The following is a 16,231-nucleotide window of genomic DNA, read 5'->3' as shown; positions in this document are numbered from 1 at the left end:
GTACGAGCGACCGTGCGGTGCGGCGCCCGGTTGACGACCGGTTGCGGCCCGCTGCCGCCGCCGGGCTACGGGCGCGCCGCGCGGGCCGTTTCGGTGGTGGGGAGCGCCGTGGCGAGGGCCGCGGCGAGGACGTCCGTCGTGCCGGTGTCGCGTACCGCCAGCCGCAGCCACTCCGGGCCCAGCCCCGGGAACGTGTCGCCGCGGCGCAGCGCGAAGCCCAGGTCCCGCAGCCGGTCCCGCAGTTCGTCCGCACGCGGGTGCCGTACGAGCAGGAACGGCGCCTCCGCCGGCCCCACCACCCGCAGCCCCGCGCCGCCGAACTCCTCCAGCCGCGCCAGCAGATACGCGCGGTCGGCGGCGAAATCCTTCGCCGCGCGCGCGGCTTCGGCGAGCGCCTCCGGCTCGCAGCACGCCTCGGCCGCCACCAGAGCCGGGGAGGAGACGGGCCACAGCGGCTGGTGCGCGGCGAGGGCGGCGATCGTGTCCCGGTCGGACAGCACGTAGCCGATACGGAGTCCGGCCAGGCCCCAGGTCTTGGTCAGGCTGCGCAGGACGGCCACGTGTCCGGGCAGCTCCGTGACGAGGGAGGCGAGAGTCTCGCGTTCGTCGGGGACGGCGTCCATGAACGCCTCGTCCACGACCAGCGTGCGGCCCTCGCGGGCGAGCGCGGCCAGCGTTCCGGCCGGGTGGAGTACGGACGTCGGGTTGGTCGGGTTGCCGAGCACCACCAGGTCCGCCTCGGCGGGCACCAGGGCGGGGTCGAGGCGGAAGCCGTCGTCCGCGCTCAGCAGGACGCGCCGTACGGTGTGGCCCGCGTCCCGCAGGGCCGCCTCCGGCTCCGTGAACTGCGGGTGTACGACGGCGGGTACGCTCGCGCGCAGCGCGCGGGCGAGCAGCACGAACGCCTCCGCCGACCCCGCCGTCAGCAGCACGCACTCCTCGGGCAGCCCGTGCCGTGCCGCCACCGCGCGCCGTGCGGCGCGGCCGTCGGGGTACGCGGCCAGCCCTCCGAGGGACGCGGCGATGCGCTCCGTGAGCCAGCCGGGCGGGGTGCCGGCGCGTACGTTCACGGCGAGGTCGGTCAACCCCTGCCCGGCGCCGCGTACTTCGGCGTCACCGTGGTGCCGGAGATCGGGCTCGGCGGGCGCGGTGGGCGCGGTGGTCCCGGCCCCGGTGGGGTGCGGGCGTTCGGCGAACTCAGACGGGTGTGACACGGCTGCCCCCGGGCGGTCGTACGGACAGTGCACCGTGCGGTGGCCGCACGGGTGGCGCCTGCCAGCTCTCCGGCGGGCGGCGCGCGACGGCGGCGGTGGCCAGTCCCGTACGCCCGTCGGGTGCGGACACCCGTTTCGGCACCGGGAGGGAGGGCGGCGGCGGGGGAGTGCCGCCGTACGCGTCGTACGCACCGCCGTATGAGTCGTACGCGCCGCCCTCCGAAGTCCTCGGCGCGGACGCGGAGTACAGCGCAGCGGAGTACAGCGCGGCGGCCTCCGCGACGGACGGCGTACCGACCGCCGCGCGCGCGGCTGCGGATGGCGCACCGGGCACGCCGACGGCGGCGAGCGCCTCCGCGGGGAACGTGCGCAGGGGCACGCCGAACCGTTCGGCGGCGCTCAGCAGTCCCGGCTCGTCCGCCTTGGCCGCCACGCTCGCCAGCCCGGCCACGGACGCGGGCGCGAACCCGGTGTCGTCGAGGGCCCGTTCGATCAGCTCGACCACCTCCTCGGCGCGCACGCCGCGCGCCGCGCCCACGCCGACCGTCAGCGACGGCGGCCGCAGCACGGCCTCGTGCGCGCCCAGCGGAATGACCCGGTCGGTGACCCAGAGGCTGTACGCGGGCGTGGCAGGGGCGCGTACGGAGGCGGGCCGTACGGACGCGCGTACGTTCGGCGGCAGCACGTCGTCGTCGCCCGGCCAACCGGCGTCCGCACACAGCCGTACGGGCAGGCCGTCCCGCACGGCACGCGCCACTTCCCGTACGGCGCCTTCCGCGGGCCAGCCGAGCACGTCCAGCGCATGCACGCCCCATGCACCCGCAGAGGCACCCGCCGACGCCGACGCAGACGCAGGCGGCCCTTCGCCACGTGTGCCGCTCATACAGTGCCGCCGCCCGCCGCGCACCGCTCCGCGAACCGCCGCGCCATCTCCGGTGCCGATGCCCAGTGCACGTGTACGTACGAGGCGTGCACGCTGCCCTGTACGAAGCCCTCCGCGCGCCGCTCCGGCCGTACGAGTCCCCAGGCGGGCGTGTTCCCCACACCGGGATCGAGCTCCGTACGGTGGAACTCGTGCCCGTGCACCCGGGTGCCCTCGGCGGCGAGCGCGCTGTCGCCGACGGCGACGGCGGCGCGGTAGCCGAGCGTGAGCCGTTCCGTCATCCGTCCGGTGGCGTCCAGCACACCGCACATGGGCGCGCCGTCCAACTCCCGCGCCAGGTACAGCAGTCCCGCGCACTCCGCCGCGACGGGCCCGTCGAAGGCGGCGACGGCCTTGCGCAGCGGCTCGTTCTCCGTCAGCTGCGGCGCGTGCACCTCCGGGAAGCCGCCGCCGATGACGAGCCCGCGGGTGCCGTCGGGCAGCGCCTCGTCGCGCAGGGGGTCGAACGGGACGACGTCCGCGCCCGCGGCACGGAGCAGTTCGGCGTGTTCGGCGTACGAGAAGGTGAACGCCGCGCCGCTCGCCACGGCGACGACCGGCCTCCGCGCGCGCGGCGCGCGCCGAGCACCGTAGGGAGCCGCATCTGCGCGCCGAGCACCGTACGGAGCCTCGTCTGCGCGCCGAGCACCGTACGGTGCCGCCGCCACCTCCGCCGCCGCGTCCCACGCCGTGCCCTCCAGCGGGGGCGCGCTGCGCGCCAGGGTGAGCAGCGCGTCCAGGTCGCAGCCCTCCCGTACGCGTGCCGCCAGCGCCGACACCATCTGCCGCGCCTCGGTGTGCCGTTCGGCCTCCGGTACGAGCCCCAGGTGGCGGCTCGGCGACTGCAGCGCCGCCTCGCGCCGCAGGGCGCCGAGCACGGGCACGCCGGACTCGTCGAGCGCCGCGCGCAGCAGGTCCTCGTGCCGCTGCGAGCCGAGCTTGTTCAGGATCACGCCCGCGACCCGCACCTCGGGGTCCCAGGACGCGAAGCCGTGCACCAGCGCGGCCACGGACCTGGACTGCGCGGAGGCGTCCACGACGAGCACCACAGGCGCCCGCAGGAGCTTCGCCACGTGCGCGGTCGAGGCCAGCTCCCCTTCGCCGCTGGCGCCGTCGTAGAGGCCCATCACGCCCTCGATGACGGCCAGTTCCGCGCCGGCGGCGCCGTGCAGGAAGAGGGGGGCGATCCGTTCGGGACCGCAGAGGTACGCGTCCAGGTTCCGCCCGGGGCGGCCGGTGGCCAGCGCGTGGTAGCCGGGATCGATGTAGTCGGGGCCCACCTTGTGCGGCGACACGGCCGCGCCGCGCTCGGCGAACGCGGCCATCAGGCCGGTGGCGACGGCCGTCTTGCCGCTGCCCGAGGCGGGCGCGGCGATGACGAGCCGGGGGACGTCGGTCAGCATGCGCGGGTCACCATTCGATGCCCCGCTGGCCCTTCTGGCCCGCGTCCATCGGGTGCTTGACCTTGGTCATCTCCGTCACCAGGTCGGCGGCGTCGAGGAGTCCGGGCGGCGCGTTGCGCCCGGTGATCACCACGTGCTGGGTGCCGGGCCGGTCCCGCAGGACGGCGACCACCTCGGCGGTGTCCACCCAGCCCCAGTGCAGCGGGTAGGCGAACTCGTCGAGCACGTACAGCCCGTACGTCTCCGCCGCCAGGTCCCGTTTGATCTGCTCCCAGCCCTCGCGGGCGGCCTCCTCGTTGCCCAGTTCGGCGTCACGCTGGATCCACGACCAGCCCTCGCCCATCTTGTGCCAGTCGACGGTGCCGCCCTCTCCGGAGGCGCCCAGCACGCGCAGGGCGTGCTCCTCGCCGACCTTCCAGCGGGCCGACTTCACGAACTGGAACACCCCGACGGGCCAGCCCTGGTTCCAGGCGCGCAGCGCCAGCCCGAAGGCCGCCGTCGACTTGCCCTTGCCGGTGCCCGTGTGCACCGCCAGCAGCGGGCGGTTGCGGCGCTGACGTGTGGTGAGACCGTCGTCCGGTACGACGTTCGGCTGTCCCTTCGGCATTACGCTGCCCTCTTCCTGCCGCGTACGGCTGCTGCTTCGGTTTCGCGTGCTGCTGCGGCCGCGGTCGCCACTGCCGCCCCGCTGTCCTTCCTGACGCTCCGTACGAGGTCCGAAACCGCGTCCGCACGGAGCTCGTCGAGCGTCACGGCGGGGCCGCCGCCCAGCCGGTGCGCGAGTTCGGCCGCGAGGCCCAGCCGTACGGGGCCCGATTCGCAGTCCACGACCACCGACGCCGTGCCCTCCGCCGCCAGCAGTCCCGCCGCGTGCCGCGCGCGCGGCAGCGGTTCCGCACCGCCCGTCGCCCGCCCGTCCGTCACGACGACGAGCAGCGGGCGGCGCGCCGGGTCGCGCATCCGCTCGACGCGCAGTACCTCGCGCGCCCTGAGCAGTCCGGCCGCCAGCGGCGTACGGCCCCCGGTGGGCAGCGATTCGAGCCGGGCCGCGGCGGCCTCCACCGACGACGTGGGCGGCAGCGCCAGTTGGGCGTCCGCCCCGCGGAACGTCACCAGGCCGACCTTGTCGCGGCGCTGGTACGCGTCCAGGAGCAGCGACAGCACCGCGCCCTTCACGGCGCTCATACGCTGCCGTGCGGCCATCGACCCGGAGGCGTCGACGGCGAACAGCACGAGGTTGCTCTCGCGGCCCTCGCGCACCGTCTCGCGCAGGTCGTCCCGGCGTACGAGCAGCCCGCTGCCGGTACGCCCGCGCGCGTGCTGGTGCGGGGCCGCGGCCTGAACGGTCGCCGCCAGGTGCAGCTTCCCGAGCGCGCCGTGCGGGCGGCGCGCGCCGGTGGTGCGGCCCTGCGCCGTACGGGCGCGGGAGCGCCGCCCGGCGGCGCCCTCGCCGAGGCCGGGGACGGTCAGGGTGCGCGTCTTGAACGGCTCGGAGGCCTGCGCGGGGCGCTGTTCGGGGGCGCCGCCGGCGGCGCGGCTCTGCCCGGGGGCGGCGGTCTCCGTGTCCGCGTCCTGGGTGTCGGCGGCGTCCTGTGCGTCCGTGGCGTCCTGCGGAGCGGGCTGCTCCTCCGCACGCTGCTCGGGCAGCGGCGGCCGCCCGGACGGCGGCGGGTCCTCCGGGCCGCCGCCGTCGGGACCGCCGTCCTCAGGGCCGTCCTGCGGTCCGCCGCCGTCCGGACCGCCGTCGGGGTCCGGCTCCGGGCCGTCGTCCTCGCCAGCGTGCTCTCGCAGCGTCTCGTCCAGCTTGTCCTCGTCCAGTCCGGGCGCGTCGAACGGATTGCGCCGCCGCCGGTGCGGCAGCGCCAGCAGCGCCGCCTGCCGTACGTCCTCCGCGAGCACGTCCGTACGGCCCGCCCAGGCCGCCAGCGCGCTCGCCGTACGCGCCATCACGATGTCCGCGCGCATCCCGTCCACCTCGAACGCGGCGCACGTCGCGGCGATCTGCCGCAGCGCGGCGTCGCCCAGCCGCACGCTCGGCAGCAGCGCGCGGGCGGCGGCGATACGGGCGCGCAGCGCGTCCTCGTCGTCGGCCCAGCCCGTGGCGAAGCCGTCCGGGTCGGCGTCGTACGCGAGCCGCCGCCGTACGACCTCCACCCGCTCGTCCGTCTCGCGGGAGGCCGCCACCTCGACGGTCAGCCCGAAGCGGTCCAGCAACTGCGGCCGCAGTTCACCCTCTTCGGGGTTCATCGTGCCGACGAGGAGGAAGCGCGCCGCGTGCCGTACGGAGACGCCTTCGCGCTCCACGTACGAGGCGCCCATCGCGGCGGCGTCCAGCAGCAGGTCGACGAGGTGGTCGTGCAGGAGGTTGACCTCGTCGACGTACAGCACACCGCGGTGCGCCTCCGCCAGCAGGCCGGGCTCGAAGGCCTTGACGCCCTCGGACAGCGCCCGTTCGATGTCCAGCGCGCCGACGAGCCGGTCCTCGGAGGCGCCGACGGGGAGTTCGACCATGCGGGCCGCGCGCGTCGTACCGGAGGAGCCTGTGCCGGTGCCCGTGCCCGGTTCTGTCGCGGGCTCGTGAGGACCGTCCGGGCAGCCCGGGTCGGGCGCGGCGGGGTCGCAGGAGAACCGGCAGCCGGGCACGGCCTCCAGGCGCGGCAGGAGGGCGGCGAGGGCGCGTACGGCGGTCGATTTGGCGGTGCCCTTCTCGCCGCGTACGAGGACGCCGCCGATGGCGGGGTGCACCGCGTTGACGAGGAGGCCCAGCTGGAGGTCCGGCATGCCCACGAGGGCGGTGAAGGGATAGGGGGTGCTCACGTCGCTGCTTCTCCTTGGGGTCCTTCGTGCGGGCGGGATGCGGCGGGTGCGCGGGGCGCGAGCCGGACGGTCCTTCCGCAGCAGCGGCACGAGGGCCGCCTCGGCCGGAGCCGACGCCTGCGCCATCGCCGTCAGCGTGCCGTCCGGGCCGATCTCCACAAACCGCTGCACGCCGCGCTCCGCCAGCGTTGTCACACCGTCCGCGACGCGCACCGCCCCACGCACATGCCGCACCCAATACTACGCCAAACACCACCCCTCCGCACAGGCCACCCCACCCGCCCGCTCCACCACCACCCGCTCCCGCCCCCGTACGGCACAGGGCTTCGCCCTGCTCGGCACCGTGCAGGCCGTCCTCATCTTCACGCTCGCCGCGCTCGCCGTGCCGCTGCCCGACATCGGCGCCGAGTACGGCCTCCTGCGCGCCGACCTCATCCTGCTCAACGCCGCGTACGGGCTGACCTTCGCCGGACTGCTGCTGTTCGGCGGCCGGCTCGTCGACCGTTTCGGCGGGCGCCGCATACTCACCGCGGGGCTCGCGGTGTTCGCCGCCGCGTCGCTCCTCGCGCCGCTCGTACCGGGCTATCCGGCGCTGCTCACCGCGCGCTTCGCCCAGGGCACCGGCGCCGCGCTGATCGCGCCCGCGGCGATGGCGCTGCTGCGTGCGCTGTTCCCGGCGCCGCTCGCGTACGCCCGTGCCATGGCCACGTGGGGCGGCCTCTCCGTACTCGGGGCGACGGCGGGGAATCTGCTGTCGGGGGTCATCTCGGCGCTGGCGTCGTGGCGTTGGACCTTCGCCGTGCCGCTGCTGGTGGCCGCCGCCGCGCTCGCGCTGGCGCCCCGGCTGCTGCCCGCGCCCCCACCGCGTACGCGCGCCCCGGGGGCGTACGCGCCGCCCGCGCTGGATCTGCCGGGCGCCGTGCTCGCCACCGCCGGTATCACCGTGGCCAGTTACGGCCTCGTGCTCACCGACGCGCGCCCGTGGTCGTCGGCGGCCGTACTGGTGCCGCTGCTGTTTGGTGCCGCGCTGCTGGCCGCGTTCGTGCTGGTGGAACTGCGCGTACGCGACCCGCTGCTGCCGCCGCGCTTCCTGCTGCGGCCACGGCGCGCGCTGGGCCTGACCGCCATCGCCCTCACCGCGACCAGCACCGCGATCGCGTTCCTGCTGTTCTCCCTCCACCTACAGGAGGCGCGCGGCTGGTCGCCGTTGGAGACGTCGGCGGCGTTCGTGCCGTTCGGCGCCGCGCTGCTGCTGGCCGGCGGCGCGGCGCGGCCGCTGATCGCGCGCCACGGTACGGGCCCGGTCACCGCAGCAGGCCTCGGCACCGGCGCGGCCGGGCTGCTTCTGCTGGCGGCCACGGGGCTCGACACGGGCCTCCCGTACGCGCTCGGCCTGCTGCCCGGCCTCGTCCTGCTGCCGGCCGGGGCGGCGGCTTCGTTCGCGGGCGCCGCGGTACTCGCGATGGAGGACGTTCCGGGGCGGCAGACCGGCCTCGCAGGCGGCGTGCTGAACACCGCCATGGAGCTGGGCCCGACCGTCGTCCTCGCCGTCCTGCTGACCTTCGGCGGCGACGCCGCCTCACTCACCGCGGCGGGCGCCTCGCTGGCCGCCGTCGCCGCCGGGGTGGCCGTCCTCGGCGGCCCGGCCCGGTCCGGTCCGTCCGGCGGTTGAGGACGAGCCGGGGCAGCCACGGCCCGGGGCGGGCCAAGGCGCCGGGCCCGGCACACGCACATCGGGGCCGAGGGCCGTCCTCAAACGCCGGACGGGCTTGAAAGGCTGCGCTCCGAGCCCTGACCCGGACGGGCGAACGCGGGCGATAGCCGCGGACCGCCTCCCGCGCATAGGCTTGGTTGAACACGGCAGCCACTGCCAAGAGCCGCCGCACGCACGCCAGATGGCCTCCGGGGGAGCCGCATGGAACCCGTCCGCCTGCCCTCAGTCGACGCAGCGCCGCTGGTCCGGAGGCTCTTCACGCAGCAGAGTCCGGTCACGCAGCAGAGTCCGGCAGTCCCGCCGCAGCCTCAGCACCCGCAGCAGCATCCGCAGCAACCCGCGCAGCACGAGCAGCTGATCGCCGGCCTCGTCTCCTTCCGCGGCACCAACCCCGACTGCGGCTACGACGAACTGGAGCGGCTGGCCGCCGAGTTCGTACGGCTCGGCCTGGGCGCGTACGAGCTGCCGCAGGGCGAGACGGCCGGCGTCGGCACCGTACTCGCCCGCACCCTGGCCATCATGGGCGAGCTCGACACCACGGACGTACAGGCCCTGCGCATGGGCCCGCAGGACTACGCGCGCCGGCTGCGCGCGGGCGTGCCGGGCGCGGACCGGAGCCTGTCGCCGGAGGCGGCGTCGTTCCACGACAGCCTGCTCGTGGCCGTCTGCCTGCACGTACTCAACCTGCTCATCGACCGCTCGCCGCATCTCGCCGAGCGGCTGCCCGAACGGAGTCACCACATCCGCCAGCTGGTCGATCTGGGCGATGTCGCGGTGGTACGGCGGCGGCCGACGCCGTCGGCGGAGGACGCGGCGTTCGAGGAACGCTATCTGCGGACGGTTGTCGAGCAGTGCAACCGCGTCACGATCCACGGCATCGACCTGCCGAATCCCAACACCCCCGACACATGGCCGCTGGAGACGACGTATCTCAGTCTCGGCGCCCAGTTCGACGACTCCGCGGACGACGCCGAACCCACCGAGCCCATCCTGCCGCTGATGCCCGCGGAGCGCGCGCTGGCCACCCAGGAACGCCTCCTGGTCCGCGGCGTCGCCGGATCCGGCAAGACCACCCTGCTGCAGTGGCTCGCCATCACCACCGCACGGGGCCGGCTGCCCGCCGAACTCGAGCCGCTGCGCGGCCGCATCCCGTTCCTCCTGCCCGTACGCCGCTTCGCCCGCAGCGGCTTCCCCACCCCGAACGACTTCCTCACGGCCATCCACCATCCGCTGGCCGACGAGGCACCGGACGGCTGGATCGCCCGTACCCTCGCCGACGAGCGGGCCCTGCTTCTCGTCGACGGCCTGGACGAGGCGCCCGAGCACCAGCGCGCCGCCCTCAGCGAACAGCTCCGCCGCGTCCTGCGCATCTACAGCGGCAACATCTGCCTCGTCACCACCCGCCCCCCGGCCGTCGACGCCACCTGGCTCACCGGCGAGGGCTTCACCGAACTCACCCTGGCCCCCATGAACCGGGACCAGGTCGCCGCGTTCATCACCGCCTGGCACACCGCGGCCCGTACCGACGACGGCCGCGACCACCAGCACCTGGAGGACTACAAGGAACGCCTCCTGCAGTCCATCCCCCTCTACCGCGAGCTGCGCGGCCTCGCCACCAACCCCCTGATGTGCGGCCTGATCTGCGCCCTCAACCGGGACCGCAGCGGCTCCCTGCCGCAGGGCCGCCGCGAACTCTACGAAGCCGCCATGGAGATGCTCCTCCAGCGCCGCGACCCCGAACGCCGCGTCCTGCACGCCGACGACGTGAAGCTGGACCGCGCGCCCCGCGAGCGCATACTGCGGAAGCTCGCGTACCGCATGCTCGTAGAGGAGCGCTCCGTACTCGAAACGGAGGCGGCACTCGAGGAGATAGAGGCCCACACGCCCGCGATCCCGGCCGTCTCGGGACAGGGCGCGCCGGACCAGATCTTCGAGCATCTCCTGCTGCGTACGGGGCTGCTGCGGGAAGGGGCCGACGGCACCGTCGAGTTCATCCACCGCACCGTGCAGGACTACCTCGCCGCCAAGGAAGCCGTCGAACGCGGCACCTTCCAGCTCCTGTTGGAGCACGCGCACGAGCCGGAGTGGGAGGAGGTGATCCGTATGGCCGTCGCCCACGCCCGGCCCCACGAGTGCGCCACCCTCCTCGAAGGGCTCATCGCCCCGGGCCTCACGGGCATGCCGCGCAACCGGCGCCGGCTGCTGGCCGCCGCCTGCCTGGAGCACGTCACCGAGCTCGACCCGGCCACCCACGCCCGTATCCGCCGCGAGACCCGCCACATGGTCCGCCCCACCACCATCGCCGCCGCACGCGGCCTGGGCTGGGTCGGGCCCATCGTGCTGGAGATGCTGCCGGACCCCGCGACAGTCACGGACGAGGAGGCGCACCGCCTCGCGGTCACGGTGACCCGTATCAAGGACGACGCCGCCATCCACTACCTCGCGCAGCTGCGGCACCGTACGTCGCTGCCCCTCCGCGCGGAACTCGCCCGCGGCTGGCACAACTTCGACACCGCCCACTACGCCGAGGAGATCATCCGCCACCTCGACTCCGAGGGGCTCTACTTCCCGCTGACCGACCGGGTGGAGCTGAACACGCTGGCGAAGCTGGGCGGGCGCGAGTGCGTGCAGATCGCCGGGCAGTTCACCCCGGAGGAGCTGCTGGCCGGGCTCTCACGGGAACGGCTGGCGCACCTGTGGCTGGCGTACGACCTGGGCGGGTCGATGGAGTGGCTGGAGGAGTTCCCGCATCTGACGACGCTGCGGGTGACGCCGCGGCTGCCGCGCGTCAACGGCGTACCGGAGGGCATCCGCATCATCTCGTGACAGACAGCATCCCGTGACAGAACTGCGCCGGGCGTACGTCCGTGGACGTGCGCCCGGCGCAGTGTCGCCGTGGACGGACCGGAGGGTCACGCCTCCTTGGAGAGGTTCGGCGTGCTGCCGCCGCCCGCCGCGGACTCGACCGGCGGGGCGTCGGGCAGTGCCGACTTCTCCTCGCCGCGGAAGGTGAAGGTCTTCGCTTCGCCCTCGCCCTCCGTGTCGACGACCACGATGTGGCCCGGAAGCAGCTCACCGAACAGGATCTTCTCGGAGAGCGGGTCCTCGATCTCGCGCTGGATCGTCCGGCGCAGCGGCCGGGCGCCCATCACGGGGTCGTAGCCCTTCTTCGCGAGCAGCTCCTTGGCGTCGGTGCTGAGCTCGATGCCCATGTCCCGGTCCTTCAGCCGCTCGTCCACCTGCGAGAGCATCAGGTCCACGATCTGGATGATGTCCTCGCGAGTGAGCTGGTGGAAGACCACCGTGTCGTCGACACGGTTGAGGAACTCGGGCCGGAAGTGCTGCTTCAGCTCCTCGTTGACCTTGTTCTTCATCCGGTCGTAGTTGGTGCTCACGTCACCCTGGCCGGCGAAGCCGAGGTTGAAGCCCTTGGAGATGTCCCGGGTGCCGAGGTTCGTCGTCATGATGATGACGGTGTTCTTGAAGTCCACGACCCGGCCCTGGGAGTCGGTCAGCCGACCGTCCTCCAGGATCTGCAGCAGCGAGTTGAAGATGTCCGGGTGTGCCTTCTCGACCTCGTCGAAGAGGACCACGGAGAACGGCTTGCGGCGCACCTTCTCGGTGAGCTGGCCGCCCTCCTCGTACCCCACGTATCCGGGCGGGGAGCCGAACAGCCGGGAGACGGTGTGCTTCTCGCTGAACTCCGACATGTCGAGGGAGATCAGCGCGTCCTCGTCGCCGAAGAGGAACTCGGCGAGGGTCTTGGACAGCTCCGTCTTGCCGACACCGGACGGGCCCGCGAAGATGAACGAACCGCCCGGCCGCTTCGGGTCCTTGAGTCCGGCACGCGTACGCCGGATCGCCTGCGACAGCGCGTGGATGGCGTCCTTCTGCCCGATGACGCGCTTGTGCAGCTCGTCCTCCATGCGCAGCAGCCGCGAGGACTCCTCCTCGGTCAGCTTGAAGACCGGGATGCCGGTGGCCGTGGCCAGGACCTCGGCGATCAGGTCCTCGTCGACCTCGGCGACGACGTCCATGTCGCCGGCCTTCCACTCCTTCTCCCGCTTGGCCTTCTGGGCGAGGAGCTGCTTCTCCGTGTCGCGCAGCGACGCGGCCTTCTCGAAGTCCTGCGAGTCGATCGCGGACTCCTTGTCCCGGCGGACGTTCGCGATCTTCTCGTCGAACTCGCGCAGGTCCGGCGGCGCGGTCATACGGCGGATCCGCATCCGCGAACCGGCCTCGTCGATCAGGTCGATCGCCTTGTCCGGCAGGAAGCGGTCCGAGATGTAGCGGTCGGCGAGCGTGGCCGCGCCGACCAGCGCCGCGTCCGTGATGGAGACGCGGTGGTGCGCCTCGTAACGGTCCCGCAGGCCCTTCAGGATCTCGATCGTGTGCGGCAGCGACGGCTCCGCGACCTGGATGGGCTGGAAGCGACGCTCCAGGGCGGCGTCCTTCTCCAGGTGCTTGCGGTACTCGTCGAGCGTCGTCGCACCGATGGTCTGCAGCTCGCCGCGGGCCAGCATCGGCTTGAGGATGCTGGCGGCGTCGATCGCGCCCTCGGCGGCGCCCGCACCCACCAGGGTGTGCAGCTCGTCGATGAACAGGATGATGTCGCCGCGCGTGCGGATCTCCTTGAGCACCTTCTTCAGGCGCTCCTCGAAGTCACCGCGGTAGCGGGAGCCGGCGACCAGGGCGCCCAGGTCCAGGGTGTAGAGGTGCTTGTCCTTCAGGGTCTCGGGCACCTCGCCCTTCACGATCGCCTGGGCGAGGCCCTCGACGACCGCGGTCTTGCCGACGCCGGGCTCGCCGATGAGCACCGGGTTGTTCTTGGTACGGCGGGACAGCACCTGCATGACCCGCTCGATCTCCTTCTCGCGCCCGATGACCGGGTCGAGCTTGGATTCGCGGGCGGCCTGCGTCAGGTTGCGGCCGAACTGGTCCAGGACAAGGGAAGTGGAGGGCGTGCCCTCGGCGGGGCCGCCGGCCGTGGCGGCCTCCTTGCCCCCGGAGTAACCGGAGAGCAGCTGGATGACCTGCTGCCGCACGCGGTTCAGATCGGCGCCCAGCTTCACCAGGACCTGGGCGGCGACGCCCTCGCCCTCGCGGATCAGGCCGAGCAGGATGTGCTCCGTACCGATGTAGTTGTGGCCGAGCTGAAGGGCCTCGCGGAGCGACAGCTCCAGAACCTTCTTGGCACGGGGAGTGAAGGGAATGTGGCCGGAGGGCGCCTGCTGGCCCTGGCCGATGATCTCCTCCACCTGCTGGCGGACCGCCTCGAGCGAAATCCCGAGGCTCTCCAGTGCCTTAGCGGCGACACCCTCTCCTTCATGGATCAGGCCCAGAAGGATGTGCTCGGTGCCGATGTAGTTGTGGTTGAGCATCCGGGCTTCTTCCTGAGCCAGGACGACAACCCGCCGCGCGCGGTCGGTGAACCTCTCGAACATCGTTAATCGCTCCTCAGAGCGGTCAGGCAGTGAGGGGTCGGTCCCCTCCCTGTCCTTCCGCAGCTTAGTCCCGCAAGCGGGGACCGCTCATTCCAACTGCCGACACCTGCCCGGATCGCCCCCACGCGGGCGGGGACTGGGCGCCTCGTGCCCCGAACAGCTGACAACAGTTCCAACCCGATGGTGGGAGACGATGTTCCCGCAGGCCAGGCGTATTCACCTGGATCCAGTACGCCGACGGCGAACGCCCCGCCACCGATGCACCCGCGCGTCTCGTCCATCGCTGTCCACACCCCCGTTCCACTAGGGACTTCTTACCCGCTGCCACTGACAGTCCATGCCGTGACACCGTACGCATCCGCTACCGGCGAACACTATTGCGCGCACGAAACGTGGCGAGCCGTCAACCGTGCGTAACGCAAGGCCCGTTCCTCAGTTGCTCCGCACATGACGCCTTCCCCTGCGAGTCCCCGTACGAGTCTTACGAGCCGTACGACGGCAGCGTTCACAGCGTTCACCCTCTTCACGATCCCACGCCAGCGCACGGAGTGCGGCGGCATCGACTGGTACGCGCGGGAACTCGGCTGGCCCGTGCGGGCCGAACCGCCGGAACTGGTCACGGGAACGCACTTCGACGCCCTGCGGCTGCCGGCCGCCGCGGGCCTGCCGCTGCTGGCGCGGACGCGGCACGCCGGTCCCGCACTGCGGGCCGGATCCGACGTGTGGCTGCTGATCGCCGAGGGGGCCGCGGCGGAGGTGCCGGGGCTGCTCCAGTGGCTGGAGTGGGGAACGCTCGCCACGGAGCTCGGCCTCCGCGCGGTCGGGGCGGGCGGGCGTGTTCCCGCCCCGGTGCCGGGTGCGCCGTACCCGCGGGAGGCCGCCTGGGTGCGGCCTCCCCTGCCGGGGCGGGAGGGTGAGCGGGCCCTGCCCGCGCTGGGAATCGGAGGGCGCGGGGAGGCCCCCGATCTTGTCCGCCTGGTCGGCGCCGCGGCGACGGAGTGTCACCGGGCGCTGCTGCGGCGTACACATGCCGCTGCCGGTGCCGCTACGGCTTTCGCCGCGGATCAGCCGTTGGCCTTCTCATAGGCCTCACGGATGTTGGCCGGAACGCGACCCCGGTCATTCACCTCGTAACCCTGCTCCTTCGCCCAGGCACGGATCTTCGCCGTGTCCTGGCTGGCGCTCGTGGAAGCGGCGGCGCGGCCGCCCTTTCCGCGACCGGAACGGCCACCGGTGCGCCGGCCCGCCTTCACGAAGTCGGCAAGCGCGTCACGGAGCTTGTCCGCGTTGGCGGTGTTGAGGTCGATCTCATAGCTCTTGCCGTCCAGCGCGAACGTCACGGTCTCGTCGGCTTCGCCGCCTTCGAGGTCGTCGACCAGAAGAACCTGAACCTTCTGTGCCACCGGTAACTCCATTCGTCATCGATAACCGATTACTGATACTACCGACGAAAGCAAACCGCTTTTCCGCGGGAAACACAAACCCTCAGCGGAGTTTGACTCTCGACTCAGCAAGATTCACGGGATGTTTCGGACATAGCGGATCACTCAGAGATGCAGCAGCATGCGACTGTTACCCAAGGTGTTCGGCTTCACCCGTTCGAGCCCGAGGAACTCGGCGACGCCCTCGTCATAGGAACGCAGGAGCTCGCTGTAGACGTCACCGTCGACCGGAGTCTCGCCGATCTCGATGAAGCCGTGCTTGCTGAAGAAGTCCACTTCGAAGGTGAGACAGAAAATACGCCGCACACCCAGCCAGCGCGCCGTCTGCAACAGCTTCTCCAGCACCAGATGCCCCATGCCGGTGCCCTTCAGGGCCGGGTCCACGGCGAGAGTTCGCACCTCCGCCAGGTCCTCCCACATCACGTGGAGAGCCCCGCAGGCGACCACCTCCGCGTCCTGGTCGCGTTCCGCGACCCAGAACTCCTGGATGTCCTCATAAAGCGTCACGGTGGCTTTGCCGAGCAGGATGCGATCGCGCGAGTAGGCGTCCACGAGACGCCGCACCGCGCGTACATCACTCGTGCGTGCCCGCCGAACGGTCACCCCGCTCGCCGGGTTCAGATGATCGGGCATGCGGCGACGCTATCGCTCCGGGACATCGGGGCGCACACCGCTCACCTGTACGACTCGGAGAGCGTCGCGGAGGGCTTCCCCTTCTTCCGGGGACATCATGCCGAAGAAGTCCACGAGCGCGGCCGCGAGGTTGTCACTGGCCGACCACGCCTCGTGCATGAGAGCGGCGGAGTAGGCGGCCCGGGTGGAGACCGCGGCATATCGATAGGCGCGGCCCTCTTGTTCGCGCCGGACCCAGCCCTTCTGATGAAGGTTGTCCATTACGGTCATCACCGTCGTGTAGGCGATGGTCCGTTCCCGTTGCAGGTCTTCGAGGACTTCTCGCACGGTGACGGGGCGGTTCCACTGCCATACCCGCGTCATGACGGCGTCTTCCAACTCTCCCAATGGCCGAGGCACAGGAGAATAATAGGCGGAGATGTCGCGAATTCAGCCGTCCGTCTTCCGCGCGGCCGCGTCCACGATGGCATCCTCCTTGGTCTTGTTCGCGCCACCCTGGCTCTTCACGATGGTCACGACCAGTGCGGTGAAGGCGATCGCCATCACGACAGGCGGGGTCAGAGCTGCGACGTAATCCATGGTGTCGGGCCTCCTCGGGCAACGCGGACTCCACTCAGGGTAACGCCGCGTCCCCGTACGGCC

General features: G+C 72.5%; 13 protein-coding genes. 3 read left to right on the top strand and 10 right to left on the bottom strand.

The window, feature by feature from the left end; genetic code table 11:
* Nucleotides 1-65: 65 nt before the first annotated feature.
* From cobC to DVA86_RS30130, 5 genes are all read right to left on the bottom strand, one after another.
* Complete coding sequence (gene cobC / locus DVA86_RS30150) at nt 66-1,214, bottom strand: Rv2231c family histidinol phosphate aminotransferase CobC (RefSeq protein WP_208883087.1); 1,149 nt, start codon at nt 1,212-1,214, stop codon at nt 66-68.
* Nucleotides 1,198-2,022 (bottom strand): cobalamin biosynthesis protein, encoded by an 825-nt coding sequence (locus tag DVA86_RS30145; protein ID WP_245997351.1) that lies wholly within the window; start codon nt 2,020-2,022, stop codon nt 1,198-1,200. Before DVA86_RS30145 ends, cobC begins: the two co-directional genes overlap by 17 nt.
* Nucleotides 2,023-2,093: 71 nt before the next feature.
* Nucleotides 2,094-3,539: a cobyrinic acid a,c-diamide synthase CobB gene (locus tag DVA86_RS30140; protein WP_208883083.1), complete on the bottom strand. Its 1,446-nt coding sequence runs from the start codon at nt 3,537-3,539 to the stop codon at nt 2,094-2,096.
* Nucleotides 3,540-3,546: 7 nt separating this feature from the next.
* A complete protein-coding gene (gene cobO, locus DVA86_RS30135; RefSeq protein ID WP_208883081.1) occupies nt 3,547-4,146 on the bottom strand; it encodes a cob(I)yrinic acid a,c-diamide adenosyltransferase in 600 nt (199 codons plus the stop codon).
* The gene (locus tag DVA86_RS30130) at nt 4,146-6,356 is read right to left on the bottom strand and encodes a putative cobaltochelatase (protein WP_208883079.1); all 2,211 of its coding nucleotides are present in this window, start codon (nt 6,354-6,356) and stop codon (nt 4,146-4,148) included. The genes cobO and DVA86_RS30130 overlap by 1 nt, the downstream gene beginning before the upstream one ends.
* 343 nt (nt 6,357-6,699) lie before the next feature.
* On the opposite strand from DVA86_RS30130, the gene DVA86_RS30125 reads away from it, so the two are divergent.
* Complete coding sequence (locus DVA86_RS30125) at nt 6,700-8,028, top strand: MFS transporter (RefSeq protein ID WP_245997348.1); 1,329 nt, start codon at nt 6,700-6,702, stop codon at nt 8,026-8,028.
* Nucleotides 8,029-8,271: 243 nt separating this feature from the next.
* Nucleotides 8,272-10,896 carry an NACHT domain-containing protein gene (locus tag DVA86_RS30120; protein WP_208883078.1) on the top strand — a complete coding sequence of 875 codons (2,625 nt, stop codon included), beginning with the start codon at nt 8,272-8,274 and terminating at the stop codon, nt 10,894-10,896.
* Between the two features lie 86 nt (nt 10,897-10,982).
* Here the strand turns inward: DVA86_RS30120 and DVA86_RS30115 are convergent, their stop codons facing one another.
* Nucleotides 10,983-13,514: an ATP-dependent Clp protease ATP-binding subunit gene (locus DVA86_RS30115; RefSeq protein WP_208883076.1), complete on the bottom strand. Its 2,532-nt coding sequence runs from the start codon at nt 13,512-13,514 to the stop codon at nt 10,983-10,985.
* 447 nt (nt 13,515-13,961) lie between these two features.
* Between DVA86_RS30115 and DVA86_RS30110 the strand changes: the two genes are divergently transcribed.
* Nucleotides 13,962-14,600, top strand: a complete 639-nt coding sequence (locus tag DVA86_RS30110; protein WP_208883074.1) for an SCO3374 family protein — start codon at nt 13,962-13,964, stop codon at nt 14,598-14,600.
* On the opposite strand, the gene DVA86_RS30105 is transcribed toward DVA86_RS30110, so the two are convergent.
* The 4 genes from DVA86_RS30105 to DVA86_RS30090 all read right to left on the bottom strand — a co-directional run bounded on the left by DVA86_RS30105 (nt 14,579) and on the right by DVA86_RS30090 (nt 16,168).
* Nucleotides 14,579-14,917, bottom strand: a complete 339-nt coding sequence (locus DVA86_RS30105) for a histone-like nucleoid-structuring protein Lsr2 (protein ID WP_208883072.1) — start codon at nt 14,915-14,917, stop codon at nt 14,579-14,581. The two genes, DVA86_RS30110 and DVA86_RS30105, sit on opposite strands and share 22 nt — an antisense overlap.
* A 144-nt stretch (nt 14,918-15,061) precedes the next feature.
* On the bottom strand, nt 15,062-15,589 hold the full coding sequence (locus DVA86_RS30100) for an amino-acid N-acetyltransferase (protein WP_208883070.1): 528 nt from the start codon (nt 15,587-15,589) through the stop codon (nt 15,062-15,064).
* A gap of 9 nt (nt 15,590-15,598) precedes the next feature.
* Complete coding sequence (locus DVA86_RS30095; protein WP_208883069.1) at nt 15,599-15,988, bottom strand: BlaI/MecI/CopY family transcriptional regulator; 390 nt, start codon at nt 15,986-15,988, stop codon at nt 15,599-15,601.
* 30 nt (nt 15,989-16,018) lie between these two features.
* Nucleotides 16,019-16,168, bottom strand: a complete 150-nt coding sequence (locus DVA86_RS30090; RefSeq protein WP_208883067.1) for a hypothetical protein — start codon at nt 16,166-16,168, stop codon at nt 16,019-16,021.
* Nucleotides 16,169-16,231: the final 63 nt, after the last annotated feature.

The sequence above is a fragment of the Streptomyces armeniacus genome (assembly GCF_003355155.1).
GTDB classification, from domain to species: domain Bacteria; phylum Actinomycetota; class Actinomycetes; order Streptomycetales; family Streptomycetaceae; genus Streptomyces; species Streptomyces armeniacus.
Note: the sequence above shows the minus strand (reverse complement) of the source record. Positions and strands in the feature narration are given on the sequence as shown.